The following is a 19,727-nucleotide window of genomic DNA, read 5'->3' as shown; positions in this document are numbered from 1 at the left end:
GTCGGGGGTCTCGGATCGGCGTCCGGCAGGGACGGGGGGCCCGGGGCTGTGGTGGCCTGGGGGCCGGGGGTGGGCTGATGTGGAGTCAGCCTTGAGGGGGTGGACCGCAGGCGTTGTTGCGGGCGGCTGCGCGCAGTGCGCGGCGTGCTCTGAGGATGAGGTCGAGGACGGCGTCGTGCGGGCAGAGGCCGTTGCGGTGGCAGGGTGGGGTGACCCAGTGGGTTCCGGGGGGTGTGGTGCGGTCGAGGGCGGGGACGCCGAGGTAGCTGCCGGTGGCAAGGAGTGGCGTGTCGTTGGCCCCCACCAGGGCATGCCGCGTCCGTGGGCGACGAGGACGTAGTAGGCGGGCCCGGTGGTGAGGTGGTCGTGGATGACCGGACCGTCGAGCGCCTCGCGCACCGTTTCTGTGATCAGGCCGGGGACGTCGCTGCCGGCGGCGGCGTGGATGAGAGCGCCGGGGATGCGGATGGCGGCGAAGCGCCGCCCCAGCGGCAGCAGGGCCACACCCTGGTCGGTCCACTCGGCGCGTGCTCGTGTCGGCACGTCGTGAGCGGTGGCGAGCCACTGCCGGATCATCTCGGGGGCGTCCGGTGCCCGGTCGCTGCGCCGTGGCAGGCTGGGCGGCCTGACGGGCGGGGGATCGGCGTGGGTGTTCATGGCGGTCTCCGGTGGGGCGGGCGCCGGGCGGTGGCGGCCCGCGGCGGCTCGTGGCGGCTCGTGTGAGGTGGTGGCGGGGAGGGGAAGGGCACCGAAGGTGCCTGCGGTTGGCCCTTGTCGGAGGCGCGCCCCGGGGCCCGGTTTGCCCAGGGCTTGAGTGTTCGGGGGCGGTGATGGTGGGGGCGCGGCCTTGGCAGGGCGGGGGTTATTAGTGGCGGCGGACGGCGTGGGCGCATCGGGTGTGGAGGCTGCCCGCCCGGGTGGCTGAGTCGCTGGGCCTGACGAGGCCGTAGGGGAGCGTTTCTTCGTCGTCGCGCAGGGGCTGGTCGCAGGCCAGGCACATCACGGCGTCGGTCAGGGCTTCGTAGTGGTCGCACAGGGCCGCCAGGGTGCGGGCGAGCTTGCGCGCGTGGGTGAGGGCACCGTGCTCGCCCTGCGCGGCGGTGGCGCGGAGTTTGCCGCGGGCCTCGCCGACGCAGGCGAGGGCGCAGTAGCGGGGCACGTCGTCCTCGTCCCGGGCGTGTGCGGCGCGTTCGACCTCCGGGATGATCAGCTGCAGGTGCCCGCGCAGCAGGCTGTCTGATACGGGCAGCTCGTCGCGGGCGGGCGGCGGCGCATCGCGGCCGAGGAGCTGGCTGATGCTGTGGCGCATCGTGTCGATGTCCACCGGCTGGGTGGCTGGCGTTGTGTTCAGGGTGCGGTTCATTGCGCAACTCCTGCAGGGGGATGCGTAACGCTGTGGTGCGCCCCTGGGTCTGCTCGATGCCCGTGGTCCTGATCCGTTAGATCTCGAGGCGAGGAGCAAGCCTGCTGCCGGCCGAGGGGGCGGCCAGTTGGGCCTGTTCCCATGCATGACCAGTTGTCGGCAGTGTGGGCATGCATGGGTAACAGGGCAGCCGGTGTTCTGCTGCCTGCGGCTGCTCCGGTGCCTTCGCCGTCGGACGCTGCGAGGACGAGACGCCGCCTTCGACCAGCCCATGCTGTGCGTTGATGATGACGCCGGGGCGCGCGGGCGTGCGGAGCGGTGGTCGAGAGACGGGTGGTCGGCATCGTGCGGCTCCTCGGCGTCGCCTGAGGCGATCTAAAGGTGGCTATCACCCTGGCCCTCGAGCAACAGCAAACCGAGGACTTCAAGAGGTCTTCTTATGGCCCTGAAAAGGACTTTGGGGGCTGCGCGGAGGCGACGGGTGGTCAAGTGGAGGGCTTTCGGCAACACTTGCATCGGTGCTCGATGCGGAGGTGAGGCACAGGTGCGCCCGGCAGGCAGCACCCGGCTCAAGTCCGCCCGTGTGGCGGCCGGTTATCACTCGCAACAGGCCCTCGCGGACGCCTTGCAGGTGGGGGTGCGTCAGGTCCGCAGATGGGAGTCCGACACTCCGCCGTGGCCGCAGCCAGAGATGGCTCAGGCCCTCACCCGCCTACTCGGCCAGGACCTTCAGTCTTTGGGATTCACTCCGCCGGATGGGCCGCACCCCGAACGCGCCCGGCACAGCGCTTTCGCCGGAGCGGTCACGGGCGGGGGTCTGCCGGCCGTACCGAGGCAGGCGCTCTCCTTGCAACCGGCCACCGCGGCAGAGGACTTCACGGCCGTCACCCGTTCCCACCGCCGCCTGTACTGGTCCGTCGCCCCCGCCACTCTCCACCCCGCTGCGCTCGCCCATGCCGCCCTGGGATGCGCTCTGCTCCTGGAGACAGCCGGCCAGACCCGGCAGCGCATCGCGGCCGCCCTCGGCGAGACATGGCTGGTGGCCGCGCGTATCGAGTTCTTCGACCTCCGCGACGCCGACCGCGCCCGGCAGACCCTCGTGCGCGCCCTGCAGGCAGCAGGCGAAGCGGACGCGCCTTTGCTCGGCGCTGCGATCCTTGCGCACTCCGCTTTCATCCCGGCCTGGGCAGGGGAGCGGGACGCGGCCCTGGAGCGGATCACCGCCGCCCGCACCTACGCCCGCCGAGGCCCTGCCTGCGCCAACCTCCTGGCCTGGCTGGACGCGGTCGAAGCCGAATGCGAGACACGCTGCGGCCACACACGCACGGCCCTCCAGCTCATTCAGCACGCCGAGGGCATTCTCGCCGCCGGCAGCAGGCAACACCCAGCTCATCGCAGGCCACCTGCCCCAGGCTAGAGAGACGCTGCAGCACGTTCTCGACGCCCTCAAACCCAGCGACGACAAACAACGCACCGTCGTCCTCGGCGACCTGGCCGCAGTCGAGGCTGCCGCCGGCCAACTCGAACAGGCCTGCCAGTACGCCCTGCGCGCCCTCGATCACCTCGAGCGCACCTGGTACGCGATGGGCATGGACCGCGTACGAGAAGTCCGCCGCATGCTCATCGCGCACCAGCACCAGCCCTGCGTACGCGGACTCGACGACCGCCTCTACGGCTGGTCGACCGCCATCAGCGCGCTGAGCCGTTGAACTGCGCAATCAGACCCGACAACTCCAGCAGGCTCTCCACGCGGAACGTCGGCAGCTTCTGCGCTTCCTCACTGCGCCACTGGACCGTCGCCCACGGACCGCGCCGCACCAGCGCCGTATGCATCCCCGCCTGGTGAGCCGGGCGGATGTCGTTGTCGACGCGGTCCCCGACGTACAGCATCTCCTCGGCCTCGACCGGCACCACCTTTGCCACCCGCTCAAAAAACGCAGGCGCCGGCTTGGAAGCCCCCCAGTCGTCGGAGGTGCCGATCAGATCCACATCCTGGCCGAACAGCCCTCGCAAGATCCGCCCGGCCCGCACCGTCTGGTTCCCGGCAACCCCCAGCCACAGACCATCCGCACGCAGAGCAGCCAGAGCATCGCGGACGTCCGGATACAGATCGTCCTCGCCGAACGTCTCGGGCCGTCCGGCCTGCGCACGCCGCTCCCGCTCCGCATCAAGGTCGAAGCCGGGCCGAAACTCCTGGAACGTTTCGTGGTAGTCGCGGCCCTGGGCGATGACCGCCCCGAACATCGCGTGAAAGGTGTGCCGGGGCACCCCGAGCCAGTCCGCCCACGTGCTGTACTCGGTCGTCTCATCCACGAGGCACTCGCCGACATCGAAGACCACAGCGCGAATCATGCTGGCAGCGTACCCATGGTCCTTGTTCGGTGGGCGAGGTGGCCTCGACGGGTGTGCTGGGCGTGGGCTGAGGACAATGGCCCCTGTCCGGCTGCGGGTTCTCGCGCGGTGGTCAGAGGCGGGGTGTGTCGTCGACGCCGATGAGAAGGATGTGGTGGCCGACGGGCTCGGTGATGCCGGCGGTGACCTTTTCGATGTCCAGGCGGATGCGTCCGGTGTGCTCGTTGTTGTGCTGGAGGTCGTGTTCCAGTTGGTCGTCGATGCGGTCGATGGCGGCCTCGGCTGCGGGGTAGTCGGGCAGGCCGCGGGCGAGGAGCTGACAGGTGGTGGTATCGCGGATCTGGAAGCTGGCCATCGGTTCGGCTTTCGGGAGGGGCGCGATCAGGTGGTGGGTTCGGTGAGCTGGGTGCGCGCGGTGTTCACTGCGCGGGACCACACGTCGGGGCTGCCTCCGTGTTCGCGGGCGAGGGAGGCGGCAAGGCCCCGGACGTCGCCGCGCTCGCGCAGGGCGGTCAGGGCGATCTCCACTCGCCGGCCGGCGGGGGAGGGGGAGGGCGTGGCCTCGGGGTGGTGTTTGCGGGCGTTGCGTACGACGTACTCCCAGGACCTCTGCGGACCGCCGTACTGCGCGCTGAGCTCTGCGGCCAGGCCGGGGTGGTAGCCGTCGCGCTCGATCGCCTGGGCGGCGTACTGCGCGGCCAGCTGTGTGGCGGTGAGCGGCTCGATGCCCCCGCGGGCGCTCAGCTCGGAGGCGAGGGCCTCCTCGAGGGCGGAGCGGCGGCCGACAGGCGCCTCGGGCTGCGGCCCCGGACGGCGGCCGGCCTTGCCGAGCTTGTCCCCGGTGCGCTTGCCGTCGAAAGCTTGCAGGTCGCCGACGCGGAAGGCCTGGATCATGCGGCCGGTGGGGCCCTCGACCTCGCCGGCGGGGGCCGGGAAGTAGCCGGGGTTCGCCTGCTGGTACTTGCGGATCACCGAGGCCCCGCTGAAGTTCAGCAGCTCGGCGGCCTTGTTGATGGAGACGACATCCTCAGGGTCGAGCTCGTACAGTTCGGGGTCGGCCTTGAGGACCTTGCTCGCCTTCTCCGCCTGGAACCATGTGTAGAAGCTCCGGAACTGCTGCTCGTCGTAGAAGTCGGTCCCCTCGATCCGCTCCTTTTCCGGGTGACGGTGCTCCTGCGGCTGCTCGTCGCGCACCTTGTACCAGCGGGCCGCGGAGCCGCCGCTGGCGCCGGTGTACTCGCGGATCCAGTCCCGGTTGACCAGGGCGCGGCCGCCGACGACGCGGCGCTGCGGGTTCAGGGCCTTGGTCATTGCACTCTCCGCTTCTGGCCGCGGCCCTATACTTGGGGCCTGCTCCTCTTTGTCCCTGCGGCGCTCACGCACCGGCGGGCGAGTCGAGTTGGTGATGGTGGTCGGCGGGACGTTCGGCCGGGGTTGCCGCTCTGGGCCGACACCCTCATAGGGGATGCTTTCCGCCGCCCACCGCTTTGCCGCCATTTCGCGTAATCAATATGACGCTCTTGGTGGGTTGCTGTCAATCTCGTGGGCGCCTCGAGTGACGTGACCGGCTTCTGCGCTAGGCGGCGCGCTGCCGTTCGAAGGCGGGCACATGCTTGTTCCGGACGTGGAACGGGGTGCGGTGGCCCTCGGTTCCTCCACGAAGCGCCGGAAGTTGCATCAGATGGGCGGTGGCGATGTTCGTGATGCCGTCTACGGCATCAGCACCTCAACCGCCCCCTGGCTGGCCAGGGGATCATTCAAGGCTTCAAATGCTGCTGAAGCAGCCCGTCGAGGCGACCCGGACAGGTGATTCCCGGTGGGCCGCAGGTCAAGGCGGATCGGCTCTCTGGCGAGCGCCGTATGCGGTTTGGCAGGCGGGCGGAGATGATCCGCAGGGCGTACAGGTCTTCCCGGAGCCGACGGTAGACGCGGCGGCGGGGGTGTCGCCGGGTGCAGCGCAGGTAGCCAGGATGGACCGATGCCGGGCCCCGGGGCAGGGAACTGGGGTGCAAGCGCCCACTGATTCGGCACAACCCCTGGACTGTCCAGGAGACCCTGCCCTCATTCCGCGGCAGGTTCCTTCACCGCGGCCGGATCGCCTGACCGGGAATTCGCGTTCGGCCGGCGCCGTGCAAGACCGAAACGGCAACGGCTGCTTGGGCGTGAGTTTCCGGTCAGGATCCGGCATCCTCGCTGAGGTGCCTGCCATCCCCCTACAGTCACTGTGTGGACCTGGTGACAGCACTCACCGTGGTGGGAACCTTCGCGGGCGTGATGAGTGTTGTGGTGGCGCTCCTCCAGGGCCGACAGCCACCTCGTCCCGCGCCGGCTACTGACCCAGGTCCGCCCCCGGAGAATGGCACGAGGCGAGCACCAACCCTGCCAGCCCCTGATGCTTCCCCGCCATCGGCTCTCACCACAGTGCCCATTGCACGAACGCTGCACCCTCCAACGGGACGACTGGGGCAGATCCACGGCCGGGATGACGTGCTGGAGCTGCTGAGCAGCCGGCTCTCCGCACCTGACGGCCGCTTTCAGGTGCTGGCCGGCTTGGGCGGCACAGGAAAGACAACCCTGGCCCTCGCGCTGGCAGAGCGCGCAGAACGCCAAGGGCGCAGAGTGTGGTGGGTGTCTGCCACGGAGCAGAGGTCACTGTTGGGCTCCCTCCTCCAATTGGCTCTCACCTTGGGCGCGCCGGCCACGCAAGTGGAGGAGGCCCGAGCCGGAGTCCGCAACGCGGCCGACGTTCTGTGGGAGCGACTGGAGGCGGAGCGAGGATGGCTGCTCGTCTTCGACAACGCCGACGATACTGCGACGCTGGCGCTCGGTGACGCCCCTGCGCGCGATGGCAGCGGCTGGCTCCGCGCCACGTACGCCGGCCTGATCGTTGTGACCAGCCGGGTCAAAGACCAAAGAGATTGGGGCCGCCACGGTGTCGTGGTGCCAGTCCTCTGCCTGGACGCTACCGCCGGCGCTCGCGTCCTTCAGGATCTCGCTCCGCACGCCGGGCCTGCGGCTGAGGCGCAACTACTTGCCCAACGCCTCGGCGGCCTCCCACTGGGCCTTCACCAAGCAGGGGTGTATCTGGGATCGCCCTTTGCCTTGGAACGCACCTTCAGTTCCTATCTGGAGGCACTTGACGATCGATTCCCGCTGCTCATGGGCCAGGCAAGTGATCCCCGATCGGGCGTGACACACACCTGGGAGCTGTCCCTCGACGCCTTGGCAGCACAGGACAGAGCCCAGGCCCGGCCGCTGCTGAGGGTCCTGTCCTGCTTTGCCCCGTCTGCGGACATCACCTCCTCGCTGCTGGACCTGCAGGTACTGGGAGACGGCCTCGGTATGGCGGACATGTCCGTTCGAAGCGGACTGGAGGCCTTGCTCTCCGTGGGATTACTCGAGCTGGGGGCAACGCCTGGATGCGAGGAAGCCGCCAGCGTGGTCGTTCACCCGTTGGTAGCGGCCGCCAGCCGCCAACACCTGGACGTATACATCACGACAGCAGCCGCCCGCGCACTACGAGTCGCCACCGGCCGACTACGACCGGACGACCCCGAGGACTGGCCCTTCTGGCTTCGGCTGCTGCCCCACGTGCGTTCCCTGCTGTGTCTTCCCCCGGCTGCACTGTCCGACAGGGGCCTTGCCGCGATCGCGTGGGCTGTTGTGAGCAGTTGCCCGGCATTGAGGTGGAGCGGGGCGTGGTCGGCCCCGGAAGCGCTGACACGCGATGCCCTGCGCCAGGCGGAGTCTCTCGGCCCGGACCACGAGGCGGTGCTCTGTCTCCGATACCAACAAGCCCTCGCTGCCCTGTACCAAGGACGCCATACCGAAGCGGAATCACAGCTGAGCGGCATTCTGACGGCTCAACTCGACACCTTGGGTCCGGATCACCCCGCCACGCTGGCTACACGTCATGAATCGGCACATCTACTCGTAGAACAGGGGCGTCTGGTCGAGGCCGAGAGCGCCTGCCGCGATGTATTGCGCGACCAGCTCAGGGTGCTGGGGCCTGAGCATCCGCAGACTCTGGCCACACGTCACTGGCTGCTGCGGGCCGTCGGAGAGCGAGGACGTTACGCAGAAGCCGAGGCCGGCTACCGCGACCTGTTGGTCATTCGGACCCGGGTGCTGGGGCCGGAGCATCCCTACACCCTGATGACCTACAACAACCTGGGCCTGCAGCTCGCTTATCAGGGGCGCCTCGCAGAGGCGGAACTCATGTACAGCGAACTGGTCGAGACTCGCCTGCGTGTCTTTGGCTCCCGACACCCCTACACACTGCAAGCGCGCGCCAACCGGGCCGGGGTCATGACAGAGCTCGGCCGAGGACAGGAAGCAGAACAAGAGTTGCGCGACGTGCTGGAGACAGAACTACGCGTGCTGGGAGCAGAGCACGTCAACGTACTCGACGCCCGCTACGAACTTGCACGGGCGATATCCGCGCAGGGACGCCACCGGGAGGCAGAGACAGAACTGCGGGCGGTCATCGCCCTTGAGAACCGAGTGCTCGGGCCCGAGCACCATCTCGTAGGAGACGCCAGACTCGCGCTCGGCGAGACGCTGGCCAGCCAAGGCAGGATCGAAGAGGCAATCACAGAACTCCGGGGTCTTCTCGACATACAGACGCACATCCTCGGCCCGGCCAACCCGAGAACGGCGGCGACACGGGAGACCCTGACTGCCGTAGAAGCCAGCCGCACTTGAGTTGCACGGTTCACAGACCCGACCTGACATTGTGGTCTGACTGGTCGTACCCGTGGCTTCGACAACGTGAGCTGGCTCCGCTCGGCAGCGGGTTTCGGCCCCCACTTAGCGATCTTTCGGGCTGATCTGGCAGTGGAGTTGGCCCCATCCAGGCCGCGCGGCATGCTGATCCGACATGCCGGGCCCGACGCGGGGGCACGGCAACGGGGCGGGGAGGATCGCGTTGATCGTCTGGGTGAACGGTGCGTTCGGCAGTGGGAAGACCACGCTGGTGGACGAGTTGCGTCCGCGCTGGCCCGAGGTGCTGGTCTATGACCCGGAGATGGTCGGCTATGTGCTGAGGGAGATCGTGGAGGTGCCGACCGGCGACTTCCAGGACCTTCGGCTGTGGCGTCGGCAGGTCGCCGACCTGGCGGTGGGCCTGGTCGAGGAGTATCGCCGCCCGGTCCTGGTCCCCATGACCTTGGTCAATCACGGTTATGTCGGTGAGGTCTTCGGCGCGTTGACGGATGCGGGCATCGACGTCCACCACTTCTTCCTGAAGGTCTCCCGAGAGGTTCTGGAGAAGCGGATCGACGGCCGGAGCTTCACCCCGGACAACCCTGAGCAGGACGAGAAGGTTCGGCGCTGGTGCAAGGAAAGGATCGCGCCGTGCATGGCGGCGGCCGACACCCTGCCCAGTGACACGGTGTTCCTGGACGGAGAGCTGACCCCGCAGGAGTTGGCCGACCAGGTGCTGGCCCGGGTCCGAGCCGGTGGAACCTCCGGGGTGTGACCGTGGCGGGTGCGGTCAGCCGCTGTCCTGCTGGGGCCTGGGCGTGGGCAAGACGGTAGGAGTCAGTGCCGGCTCGATGATGTTGCCGCCGAAGGTGAGCCGGTCCACGATCGCCGCGCAGAGCCGGGGATCGGTGAAGGTCTTTGTCCACCCTCCAAACGATTCGTTGGAAGCGATAGCCACCGATGCCTCCTCCCACCGGAGAGCGCATCGATGCTCCCACCGCAACAAGGACGGTGGGGCCAAAACTTCCTCACCTCACCCGGCCGCCAACACGGGTGGTCCCAGCCCTGATTGCCAAGTGGAACCACAAACCGCTGTCAAAGCCATACCCGTGAGTCTGCTGTTTGTTGATTCGCGGCGGCTGAAGGATGTGAAACCGCCTGCGCCCGTGATGCTGCACGAACCTGCTGCTGCGGCCTAAGAACACCGCACGCCACAATCGCCGCGCGAGAGCAACGCTGCCCTACGCTGCTTGAGGCCAAGAAGGGTTCGGGGGAAGCGCATGAAATTCTTGATCACTGTTGTTCCCGCCGATGCCGCGGACACTGCCCTGCCCGACTTGCAGCGGTGGTTCGGCTGGTCTGAAGGCAGAAACACGGCACCGTCACGCTCGACGACCAGGCCTGGGACGGGGATCCGCAACGGGCTGGCACACCTGACCAGGCACGCAACCGGGCTCTGGTCATCGAGCTGCGGCCGGGTGCGACCAGCGAGCGACTGATCGGAACACTGGGAGCGTGGCTGCGGACTCAGCTGGCGGCCGATATCGAGATCGTCGTGCGGCTTCCCTCCGACCAAGAGATGACCGTTTCCAACGGCGACGACCTCGAAGAACTACGACGAGCCGTCCCAGAGTTGATCAGACCACCGTCGGCCCCGCCGATCCCACATCCCCCACCCAGGCCCACGCCCAGGGGCGGGGACACGCACAGGGCTTTCGGCGATCAATTCAAAGCGGGCCGGCCTCCGGGCCCTCCACTCCATCCCGACGATGACTGGCCACGGGGATAGCGACGGGAGACATCGCCAAGGGCGTGCTGGGCGGCGGCTGGGGACTGCTTGTCGGATGGATTCTGCCCACCGGCCTCAACCTCGCCGTCTTCATCTTCGCCGTCGCGCCGAGTCTCAAGGGACCCGGTCCCCTGGACAAATGGCCGCCGATGGGCAACAGCACGTCCGCGTTCCTCGTCGCCGCGGTCCTCCTTGGATTGGTCATGAGTGCTCTGGGACCACCGCTGTACCGGTTTCTGGAGGGCTACGCGTTCTGGCCGCGCAGAGCTTACGAGCGGGGCCTGCGTGTGCAGAGGAGCCGGCGTGAGCGGCATGGACCTTGTCGGCCCAGTCGGCGGCGCGCTGCGCCAGGTCGGCGAGGCGCAGGAAGTACGAGTCCGGGTGCCGGCGGGCACGGTCCATGAGCCGGGCGTGCTCGGCGGTGAGCTCCTCGGCGGCGTACGCGGCGATCGCCTCCACGCCGTGGCGGCGTGTGACGCGCCCGAAGGGGCAGGCGCCCTCCTCCTGTTCGATGACGGCGAGGTCGGCGGGAAGCCAGCCGGTCTCCTTGTCGCGCGGGCCGAGCTGGATGTCGAGCACGCACACCGCGTCCGCATCGTGCAGGCCGTCTCCCTGGTAGCGGATGTGCGGCCGGGGAACGGGGCCGATGGGGCGTTCGGTGTGGGCGCGCCACAGTTCGGGGGAGGGGTCCTCGTCGTCCTGGTGGAGGCGCTGGAGGTAGGAGACCAGGGCGGGAAGCTGCCAGGCAGGGGTACCGAAGGGCGCGGCCGGCATGGCGAGCCCAGCCCGGGCGATGAGGCCGGTGTGGTTGCTAACGGCGGACTGAGCGACAAACAACGGGGCATTCAGGCGGAGTTCGGAGCGGAGCATGGCGAGGCCTTCCGGGCGGCGGCGCACAGCGAGAGAGGGGGGCGGGCTGCCCGGGCCGAACCCGTCGGCCCGGCCCGGGCAGCGGGTCAGGAGGCGTCTTCCGTGCTCCTGCGGAACGGTGATGGCCGCCGGGCCAGGCTCCGGGCCGCGCAGCGGCTCCATGCCGGGGCAGGCTCCGCCCTCGGACTCCCACGCTTCGGCCGTTCCCGGGCCGGACGGCGCGGCGTTCGGCTCGACGGCCACCCGGCGGACAACGTCACCGGTCGACCACTCGCCCGTGACCCGTTACCCGCGCGCGGCGATCAGGCCGCCGGCCCGGTCCATGTCGACCTCGCCGAAGCTGCGGTAACGGCGCTCCTCGTCGTCCCACACCGTAGTGCGCTCCCACGGCCAACCCCGATGACGCCGCCCGCAACCGCACTCCAGACCCAGCGCCGCACCATTCATCCGCGTGTACATGAGCACCGCCTTGGCAGCGGTCATGGTGCAGGTGAGCGACCGCTCCCAGCACTCGTACGCCGCGTTGTACACCCCGAACGTCAGGATCTCCGACGAGATCACCCAACGGGCGAACGCGGCCCCCTCCGCGGGCTGCGGCCCTCCGCGACAGCGTACTCGGCGAGATCTTCGAGGTGGCAGGCGTTCGACGCGAGATAGCCGGCGGGGAGCACCGACAGGACCCGGTTCCGCGTCGAGAGCGGCGTGGTCGCCTGCGGGGGCGAGCAGGCAGTCAGCGCCGAAGTAGTCGCTCCCGACGGACCGCGACGGATACAGAGTCACGGGGACGGTTGCCTTGATCCACGGGCGCAGCATGACGGGGACCTCGCCTGCCGGAGTGGTGGCGATCGAGGCAGAGACGACCTCCGCAGTCACCGGCGACGCGTCCAGCTTGCCGTAGACCGACATAGACAGGTCCGGCGCCGTCGGCCGTGTGCGGGCGGTGGGCGCCTCGGCGACCACCAGGTCCCCGAGGGCGAGCCACGCGATGCCCTCGGACAATTTCTGGCCGAAGCGGGTCAGGGCAGCGCCGTTCCAGCGGTAGCCCCGGGCGGTGAGCCGCCACACGCACCGCAGGACGGTTTCCCCCGCCTTCTGACGGGCGGTGAGCAGCAGCACGCAGTGTCCGGGCTGCAGGTCTGCAGGGGAGTGTCAGTTGAACATCGTCGTCTGAGTGTCAGTGGATCGGGCCTTCTGACCTCGTGATCGGCACTGACGGATGGTGCTCAACTGGCACGAACATGAACGACGAATGGCCATGTCATTCTCGTGCAGACCGCTATAGCGGGCGCCGAGTTTGCGCTGGTCAGAGACGTGTGGCTCCACTGGGTTTGAGGTCTCAGTGCTGCTGTGGTGACCGCGTCCTGTTGGATGAGGCCACCACAGGCTTGGTGAGGACGTCTACAGGGCGGTGGGTGTGGGCGGTACAGGAATGGCAGTTGTCTCGAGCCGTGCTCGGCTTCGACTGAGGTCGCTGCAGCGAGGCCAACTCTGACTCGCCCTCGTGTCCCAGCCAACGTGGGCACCAGATGTCCGGGGCGGCGGGTTGTGCACTCATCAGTACGGTCGGCAGCTCAACATGCCAGCCGGTGCTGTGGGCGTCATGCACCCCCTGGTGGTTGATGGGTGGGCTGCCGGCATCCCACGGTCCTTACCACGCACCGGCAGCGTGTCGTCAGAACTCAGGCCGTCATCCCTGGGCGTAGCGTTCGTACAGGCGCAGGGCGGTTGTCAGCTCGTCGCCTGCCTGAAGTGAGCCCTCGTCGAGGGATTGCTGCAGGCAGGCGACGGCTCCGGCCAGGCCGGTCTCTCCGGCGAAGGCAGACATCGTTGGCTGGGAAGCAGGCCAAGCCCACAGACCCGCTCGAGGTCGTCGACCACACCGACACCCTGATCACCCATCTCGTCGACGGCCCCTTGCGGGTCGGGCCGCTGGGAGATAGCTGCGGTCAGTACCAACCTCACGATCGCCGGACGGCAGGACACCATGCCCTCCATCGCGCGTACTCGCACTCACCCACCCTGGATCTGTCCGGGCGGCGGCAGGAAGCCGCTCCGGACGTATGCCCGCACATACCCGGCGAAGAGTTCCTCATCCACGATCGGACAGTGAATCCCCCTGTCGGCTAGAGCGTTTCGCGTCGCGTGCGCATCGAAGACACACGGAGTATCACCGCCTGAGGAACCCACGTCTGCGGGTAGCAGGGTCAGTAACGGGTAGGCGGCATTGGTCGGTTCACCCTCGACGGCCTGACGCCACTTCGCCAGCGGTACTTCGGAAATCCGGTAGCCCAGCGCGCGCAGGTACTTGGCCGCCTCGGTCAGCCGCAGGAAGCGCTCGCTTGTCACGTGGAAATTGCCAGAAGCGTCCTGCCGCGAGAGTTCCAGCACGGCGCGGCTGACGTAGTCGACCGGCACCAGGTCGAAGATCTCTTCGGTGTCGTTGGGCACCATGCCTACGTCGACGCACCCCTTGAGCAGGAGCCACAGGTAGTCGGTAGTTGGCCCGAGTCCGCCGACGGCAGCCCCGGTGATTCGAGTGGGCCGATAGATCGACACGGGTAAACCGCGCTGACGGGCCTGCCGCAGCAGCACCTCGGCCGCCCATTTGCTCTGTGCGTAGCCGTTGCTCAACGTGCCGTCCGGGGGCAGCGGATCGTCCGGCCGGATGGCGCCACGTCCATCAGCGTTCGCGTAGACGCCCACCGTGGAAACGTGGTGAAGGGGGACGGTGTGGTGCTGAACGGCCAGGCGCAGTACTTCCGCGGTGCCGCGTACATTGGTGTCCTTCAGTTGCTCGTAGGAGAGCGCAAGGTTGACACAGGCGCCAGTGTGATAGACAGCGTCGACCTGCCGGGCAAGGGCATCGAAGTCCGTTGGAGGCAAACCCAGTCGCTCGAGCGACAGATCACCCGGGACGGCGATCAGCCGCTGCGCGAACGCCTCGTCCCACAGCCCGAAGTGGGCGAGGGTTGTGCGCAGCCGCTGCTGCGCAGACTCCTCATCGGGTGAGCGCACCAGGCAGTACACAACCGCTTTGGTGTGGGCCAGCAGGTCATGCAGGAGATGGCTGCCCAGGAAGCCGGTGGCCCCGGTGAGGAAGACGTATCGGGCAGGGCCCGTTGCCCGCTTGCCGGTGCCCTGCGCGATGATGTCGGGAGCCAGTTCAGCGTCTGTGTTCGTACCGGGAGCCGTCTCTGCGGCGCCGTTGGTAAGAACCGTCGCCATGCGGGCGATGGTGGGTGCGGCGAACATCGCCCCTAGGCCGAGGCGGATCCCCCAGTCCTCACGCACTTTCAGAAGTAGCCGTACGGCGAGCAGCGAGTCCCCGCCCAGCGCGAAGAAGTCCTCGTCCGGTCCGATCTCGTTCGTGCCGAGTACCTCGCACCACAGCGTGGCGACCCGGCGTTCTGCGTCGCTCATCGGCCGCCGAGGCTGCGTCGCCGTGCCCGTTTCCTCTGGTTCTGGCAGCCGTGACCGGTCGACCTTGCCGCTCGCGGTGAGCGGCAACGCAGACAGCGGCACGTAATGCGCGGGGATCAGGTGAGAGGGCAGCCGCAGGCCGAGCTGGGCACGCAGGTCCGCCGCCAGAAGCGCGGTTCCGCTGGCGGATAGGTAGTGCACGACCAGGCGCCTGTCACCGGCCTGCGACGTACCGGCGGTCACCACGGCGTCGGCCACACCCGGCAGCCCTTTGACAGCGGCTTCGACTTCGCCGAGCTCCACCCGGACACCACGGATCTTCACCTGCTCATCCCTGCGTCCGAGGAACTCGATCCGGCCGTCCGGCAGGAACCGACCGAAATCACCGCTGCGGTACAGCCGGGCGGGTGCGGCAGCCCAGGGGTCAGCTACGAACTTCTGTGCGGTCGCTGCCGGCTGTCCGTGATAGCCGAGGGCGAGACCGGTCCCGCCGATGCAGATCTCACCCGGCGTGCCAGGGGGCACCGGGCGCAGCTGTCCGTCCAAAACAAGAATCTTGGCGCCGGGCACCGGCCGTCCGATGGGCGGCCGTTCCGGCCAAGCCGCGGGATCGCCGGAAAGCAGTTCGGCGGTGACGACATGGGTCTCGGAGGGGCCGTACTGGTTGTCGAGCACGGCACTGGTGCTCTGTGTGAAGAACCGTCTGACTGCGGGGGTGATGAACAACTGTTCGCCTGCGGTCACCACCTCTCGGAGGCTGGCGCAGCGCCATCCGTCCGCCGCCGCGCAGTCCGCCAGCTGCTGCAGGGCCACGAACGGGAGGAAGAGCCGCTCGATGGACTGCTCCGTGACGAAGCCAAGCAGCCGCGTGGGGTCTCGTCGGACGTCCTCGTCGACCAGGACCAGCGTTCCGCCGCCGGCCCAGGTGGCGAACAACTCCTGGAAGGCGACGTCAAAGCTGAGTGGGGCGAGCTGAGCCGTCCGTGAACCCCGTGTCGTGCTGGTCCGGTGCTGTTGCCAGCTGATCAGGCCGGCCAGCGCCCGGTGCGGCATCACCACCCCCTTCGGCCGGCCAGTGGAACCTGAGGTGTAGATCAGGTAAGCGGGGTCGTGCCCGGTCACTTCAGGCAGTGTGGGGAACGTGTCGTCTGATGTGGCCCGGGCATGCGTCGACGGGGCTTCGTCCAGGAGCAGCGTCTGGACAGCGGGTTGACCGGTCACCAGGTGCTGGAGGTTCCGGGTGGTCAGCACGGTCCCGGCTGCACTGTCGTGCAGGATGAGGGCGACGCGCTCCGCTGGATATCCGGGGTCGACCGCCACGCAGCAGCCGCCGGCCTTGAGTACGGCCAGCACGGCCAGCGGCAGCCCAAGGGAGCGCTCCAGCAGAATGGCTACCCTGCTTTGCCCATGCCCGGCGGCAACCAGTTGCTCCGCCAGCGCGGTACTTGCCGCGTCGAGCTCCGCGTAGCTCCACCCGTCCTCCCCGTGCAGCACGGCAGTTGCATCGGGGGTTCGGCCGGCCGCCAGGCGGAATGCCTCGTGGGCAACGGGCGGATCAGGTTCCGGCTCCGGTCCCGCGGCCCAGGATCCCACGACCCGATCGTGGTCCGCCTGGGAGAGCATCGCCAGTTGGGCCACCGTCTGGTCGGGGTGAGTGACCGCGTCAGCGAGCAGTGCACGAAATCGAAGGGTCAGCTCTTCGGCGGTTCGTGCCGAGAACAGGTCTGTCGCGTACTCCAGGCGTCCTCGCAGCGCTCCGTTCTCGGGAGTGAGATGGAAGAAGACGTCGAACTTTGCTGTGCCCGCATGCGGATACAGCCGCTGTGCCGACACACCCGGCAGAGACAGGCCGGGCGGTGGCCCGTCGTCCACCGTCAGTACCACTTGGAACAGAGAGGAGCGGGAAGGTACGCGTGGCACGCCCGCTTCAGAGACCAACCGGGTGTAAGGGATGTCCCGATGGGCGACGGCGGAACGGATCCTCTGCTTCGTCCCGAGTGCCAGTTCCCTGAACGGCTCCTCGGGCCGTACCGGTTGGCGCAGGGGAAGGACCTCGGCGAGGCAGGCGATCATCGATTCCAGCTCGGGCCCCTCACGACGCGAGACCGGTGCACCCAAAACCACGTTCTGTTGACCGCTGTGCCTGCTGAGCAGGGCAGTGACGGCGGCCGCCAGTACCGTATAGGGGGAGGCCTTGAGTTCACGGCACAGCCGGTGCAGCCGCTTGGTGATCTCGCGGTCCACGGTGAAGTCGACTACCGCGCCGCGGCGGCTGAGCATGTCCGGACGGGGCCGGTCGGGCGGAAAGGTGGACTCAAGGGGGGCGTCGGCGAGGACCTTACGCCAGTAGGCCATCCCATCGGTGTGCCGCGCACGCTGCTGCTGCGCGTACGCCCTGAATGGCAACGGCAGCTCGGGCAGCGTCGCAGTGGTTCCCCCGACGGCTGCCCGGTACAGCTCGCTGAACTCCTCGTCGAGGAGTTGGAGAGACCAGCCGTCTACCGCCGCATGGTGGACGGCCACGGCCAGCACCGCTTCCTCCTTGCCCAGTTCGAGCAGGGTCGCGCGTAACAGCGGAGGCTGCTCCAGTGCCACTGGTCCTGAGACCGCCGTCCGCACGGCTTCCCGCAGCCCGGTTGCGGTGACCTGCCGGCGGGCGAGCGGGACGGGGCGTGGGGGCACGATCTCCTGCAGCGGTTGTCCATCGATCATGTGGAGCCGACTGCGCAGGGACTCGTGCCGACGCACGATGCCGTCCAGAGCGTCCTGCACGGAAGGGACGTCGATTGCACCGCGCAGGTGGTGTGCCCACGCCTCCACGTAGCTGGAGGGTCCGTCGCCGATTTGGTCGACGAGCCAGATCCCCTCCTGCTCATACGACATCGGATACAGCGACGGTACGTCTGCGCTCGTCTGCCTGCGGACGGAGCCAGGCGGGATCACGGACTTCTCCTTGCTCATGGGCCGGTGCGAGGACGTGGTGAGGAGGGCAAAGATGCCAGTAGCGCCGCAGAGTCGACCTTTCCATGCGTTGTGAGGGGGAAGGACGCGCACGGCCGGAGCAGGTGCGGGACCAGATATCGGGGCAGTCGCGCCGACAGAGCCTTCCGAACGGCCGCTGGGGAAGCGGCGCCTTGCTCGCCTGGCACGGTCGGCAGCGCAGGCACGTAGAACATGGCCAGGCGGACCACGCTCCCACCGCTGTCGGTTACGGGCAGCACCGTGCATTCCCGCACCCCGTGAACAGCCCGGCCAGCCGCCTCGATCTCCGCCGGTTCCACCCGGTGGCCAGCCACCTTGATCTGGCGGTCGCCGCGTCCACTGAAGTGCAGAAGGCCGTCCTGGTCCAGCCAGCCGAGGTCGCCTGTGCGGTAGATGCGCCGTGCGACTCCTTCGACTCGCACGGTGGGGAACTTCTGGGCAGTCAACTGCGGATCTGTCAGGTACCCCAGCGCCAGCCCGTCCCCGGACAGGCATATTTCGCCGGTCTCTCCGGGCCCGGCCGGCTGGCCGCCCCGCAGCACGTGGATCCCGGTACCGGGAACGGCGCGCCCCAGCGGTATGCCGCCTGTGAGATCACAGTCTTCTCGGTCGATTGCGTGGACGGAAGCGAACACACAGTTTTCGACAGGCCCGTAGCAGTTGCTGACTCTGAGCAGCGGATGCCTTTCCAGGCAGGTGCGGACGTGGGTGGCTGAGAGTCTCTCGCCCCCTACGAGGACACGGCGCAGCCCCCTAAAGGAGTCCACGTCCTCCTCCACAAGGAAGTTGAACAGCGACGTGGTAAGGAAGACTGTGTCGACCCGCGCCGTGCCCACCAGCGTGCGCAGCCCTCCTGGAAGAAGGTGGCCCGAGGGGTGCACCACGCAGGTACCGCCGGTCAGCAGCGTGCCCCAGACCTCGAGTGAGAAGGCGTCCCAGGACGCTGGCGCCACTTGGGCGATCACCCCGCCTACTGGCCACCAGTCGGTGTGCTCCCGGAACAGGCGGGTCGTCGCCCGGTGCGGGGAGAGCACCGCCTTGGATGTGCCAGAAGTGCCCGACGTGAAGAATACAGTGGCCGGATCGGCGCCGCTGATGCCGGACAGGGGAGCCGCGCCGGTCGCGGAAGCCGGCCAGGTGGCGGGGGGCGACCAGACAGGCACGGCGGTGTGCGTCGATGACGGCGCCGTGGCCACCAGTACCGGGGGGTTGAGCGCCTCCAGCAGGGCGTGGACTCGCTGGTCCGGCCAGCTCGGGTCCATCGCCGCGTAGGCTGCGCCGCACTTAAGCACTCCGAGCAGCACGGTGATCAACTGGGCCGAGCGCGGCAGGATCACAGGAACGATGCTTCCTCGGGCCACTCCCCGCTCTCGCAGCGCGTGCGCCACCTTGCCAGCGTCTGCATCAAGTTCAGCGTAGCTGAGCCGTTCCACACCACTGATCACCGCTGTTGCCCCAGGCTTCATCGCAGCCCGACACGCTACCCCCTCGTGGATCAGCACGGGGTTTGTCATCACGCGTCCTTGAGCTCAGCCACCGATCGCGCGAAGTCACCGAGGCAATCGCTGTCGAGAAGGACCTCAGGCTTGATCACGACAGCAAGTGTCTTCTCGATCCGGACGCAGATCCGCATGGCCTGAAGTGAGGTCCCTCCGAAGTCGTAGAAACCGTCGTCCAAAGTCACTGTGCCTGCCCGTAGGACCTCTTCGACGATATTCAGCACCACTTCAGAAGCCGACGCGGAAGGCATTCGGCCGGTGGTCATCGATGCATCATTCATCGGGTCTTCCGGTGCAGCGGGTTTGCTTGCCTGGGCAATTTTGGGCAGATTTGCCACCAGACTCCTCACTCGCGGGCAGCGTACTTTCGGCCATTCGAGGGAATCGGTTTCAGGACATAGTTCTGTGGATGTAGGAACGGCCTGTTGTAGCCACTAAACGTCGCCCAGGCCCTTCGGATCTCAAAAGGCCTTTTTCGGTCACGATCTTGCTGCCTGGCTGAAATCAGTGCAGTGCGGGCGCAGTAGTGATCCTCGCACCCCAGACGGAGTCCCGTTGACCGTGGTGCGATACGCCGGGGCAGGCCGCGCAATCTACCCGAATACCGCCAGGGCCATCACCCGGCAGGGCAGGGCCTTCAAAGCTTTCCGCAAGCAAGAAGCCCTCTCAGAACCTGTCGGGGCCCCGAGAGGGCTTCCGCGCCCCTGGGATCGGTGTGAACAGGGCCGCATAGCAGCCCTTGCATCCC

The 19,727-nt window shown here is 68.1% G+C and carries 13 protein-coding genes and 2 pseudogenes; 3 read left to right on the top strand and 12 right to left on the bottom strand.

All coding sequences use genetic code 11. The features are described from left to right. Positions 1-85 precede the first annotated feature (85 nt). Both EJ357_RS00465 and EJ357_RS00460 read right to left on the bottom strand, forming a co-directional pair. On the bottom strand, positions 86-304 hold the full coding sequence (locus tag EJ357_RS00465) for a hypothetical protein (RefSeq protein ID WP_126387533.1): 219 nt from the start codon (positions 302-304) through the stop codon (positions 86-88). 561 nt (positions 305-865) lie between these two features. Continuing rightward, positions 866-1,363, bottom strand: a complete 498-nt coding sequence (locus EJ357_RS00460; protein WP_175647246.1) for a DUF6415 family natural product biosynthesis protein — start codon at positions 1,361-1,363, stop codon at positions 866-868. 544 nt (positions 1,364-1,907) lie between these two features. On the opposite strand from EJ357_RS00460, the pseudogene EJ357_RS00455 reads away from it, so the two are divergent. Beyond that, positions 1,908-3,072: pseudogene (locus tag EJ357_RS00455) on the top strand (helix-turn-helix domain-containing protein). On the opposite strand, the gene EJ357_RS00450 reads toward EJ357_RS00455, so the two are convergent. From EJ357_RS00450 to EJ357_RS00440, 3 genes are all read right to left on the bottom strand, one after another. Next, the gene (locus EJ357_RS00450) at positions 3,053-3,715 is read right to left on the bottom strand and encodes an HAD family hydrolase (protein WP_175647245.1); all 663 of its coding nucleotides are present in this window, start codon (positions 3,713-3,715) and stop codon (positions 3,053-3,055) included. The pseudogene EJ357_RS00455 and the gene EJ357_RS00450 sit on opposite strands and share 20 nt — an antisense overlap. A 112-nt stretch (positions 3,716-3,827) precedes the next feature. Then, positions 3,828-4,070: a hypothetical protein gene (locus EJ357_RS00445; RefSeq protein ID WP_126387531.1), complete on the bottom strand. Its 243-nt coding sequence runs from the start codon at positions 4,068-4,070 to the stop codon at positions 3,828-3,830. A gap of 26 nt (positions 4,071-4,096) precedes the next feature. Next, complete coding sequence (locus EJ357_RS00440) at positions 4,097-5,026, bottom strand: hypothetical protein (RefSeq protein ID WP_126387529.1); 930 nt, start codon at positions 5,024-5,026, stop codon at positions 4,097-4,099. Positions 5,027-6,202: 1,176 nt separating this feature from the next. Between EJ357_RS00440 and EJ357_RS00435 the strand changes: the two genes are divergently transcribed. Together EJ357_RS00435 and EJ357_RS00430 are read left to right on the top strand one after the other, a co-directional pair. Beyond that, positions 6,203-8,419: a tetratricopeptide repeat protein gene (locus tag EJ357_RS00435; protein WP_175647244.1), complete on the top strand. Its 2,217-nt coding sequence runs from the start codon at positions 6,203-6,205 to the stop codon at positions 8,417-8,419. A gap of 223 nt (positions 8,420-8,642) precedes the next feature. Beyond that, on the top strand, positions 8,643-9,194 hold the full coding sequence (locus EJ357_RS00430; RefSeq protein ID WP_126399033.1) for an AAA family ATPase: 552 nt from the start codon (positions 8,643-8,645) through the stop codon (positions 9,192-9,194). A 19-nt stretch (positions 9,195-9,213) separates the two neighbouring features. Here the strand turns inward: EJ357_RS00430 and EJ357_RS00425 are convergent. The 7 genes and pseudogenes from EJ357_RS00425 to EJ357_RS00400 all read right to left on the bottom strand — a co-directional run. Beyond that, a pseudogene (locus EJ357_RS00425) lies at positions 9,214-9,395 on the bottom strand (ATP-binding protein); the annotation flags it as partial. A gap of 1,014 nt (positions 9,396-10,409) precedes the next feature. Then, on the bottom strand, positions 10,410-11,321 hold the full coding sequence (locus EJ357_RS00420) for a hypothetical protein (protein WP_126387524.1): 912 nt from the start codon (positions 11,319-11,321) through the stop codon (positions 10,410-10,412). A 42-nt stretch (positions 11,322-11,363) separates the two neighbouring features. Then, entirely contained in the window at positions 11,364-12,194 is an 831-nt protein-coding gene (locus EJ357_RS00415) for a hypothetical protein (protein WP_126387522.1), read from the bottom strand. Positions 12,195-12,765: 571 nt separating this feature from the next. Next, positions 12,766-12,903 (bottom strand): hypothetical protein, encoded by a 138-nt coding sequence (locus tag EJ357_RS48000; protein WP_175647243.1) that lies wholly within the window; start codon positions 12,901-12,903, stop codon positions 12,766-12,768. Positions 12,904-13,088: 185 nt separating this feature from the next. Then, positions 13,089-17,459, bottom strand: a complete 4,371-nt coding sequence (locus EJ357_RS00410; protein ID WP_126387520.1) for a non-ribosomal peptide synthetase — start codon at positions 17,457-17,459, stop codon at positions 13,089-13,091. Continuing rightward, entirely contained in the window at positions 17,456-18,994 is a 1,539-nt protein-coding gene (locus tag EJ357_RS00405) for an amino acid adenylation domain-containing protein (protein ID WP_126387518.1), read from the bottom strand. The genes EJ357_RS00410 and EJ357_RS00405 overlap by 4 nt, the downstream gene beginning before the upstream one ends. Further along, entirely contained in the window at positions 18,994-19,317 is a 324-nt protein-coding gene (locus EJ357_RS00400; RefSeq protein WP_126387516.1) for an acyl carrier protein, read from the bottom strand. Before EJ357_RS00400 ends, EJ357_RS00405 begins: the two co-directional genes overlap by 1 nt. Positions 19,318-19,727 lie beyond the last annotated feature (410 nt).

It is taken from the genome of Streptomyces cyaneochromogenes (genome assembly GCF_003963535.1).
In the GTDB taxonomy this organism is placed as follows: Bacteria; Actinomycetota; Actinomycetes; order Streptomycetales; family Streptomycetaceae; genus Streptomyces; species Streptomyces shaanxiensis.
Note: the sequence above shows the minus strand (reverse complement) of the source record. Positions and strands in the feature narration are given on the sequence as shown.

Excerpts from the sequence above, each read along its gene's own strand:
- EJ357_RS00460 (WP_175647246.1), bottom strand. The coding sequence starts at position 1,363 with ATGAACCGCACCCTGAACACAACGCCAGCCACCCAGCCGGTGGACATC.
- EJ357_RS00450 (WP_175647245.1), bottom strand. The coding sequence starts at position 3,715 with ATGATTCGCGCTGTGGTCTTCGATGTCGGCGAGTGCCTCGTGGATGAG.
- EJ357_RS00445 (WP_126387531.1), bottom strand. The coding sequence starts at position 4,070 with ATGGCCAGCTTCCAGATCCGCGATACCACCACCTGTCAGCTCCTCGCC.
- EJ357_RS00440 (WP_126387529.1), bottom strand. The coding sequence starts at position 5,026 with ATGACCAAGGCCCTGAACCCGCAGCGCCGCGTCGTCGGCGGCCGCGCC.
- EJ357_RS48000 (WP_175647243.1), bottom strand. The coding sequence starts at position 12,903 with ATGTCTGCCTTCGCCGGAGAGACCGGCCTGGCCGGAGCCGTCGCCTGC.
- EJ357_RS00410 (WP_126387520.1), bottom strand. The coding sequence starts at position 17,459 with ATGAGCAAGGAGAAGTCCGTGATCCCGCCTGGCTCCGTCCGCAGGCAG.
- EJ357_RS00405 (WP_126387518.1), bottom strand. The coding sequence starts at position 18,994 with ATGACAAACCCCGTGCTGATCCACGAGGGGGTAGCGTGTCGGGCTGCG.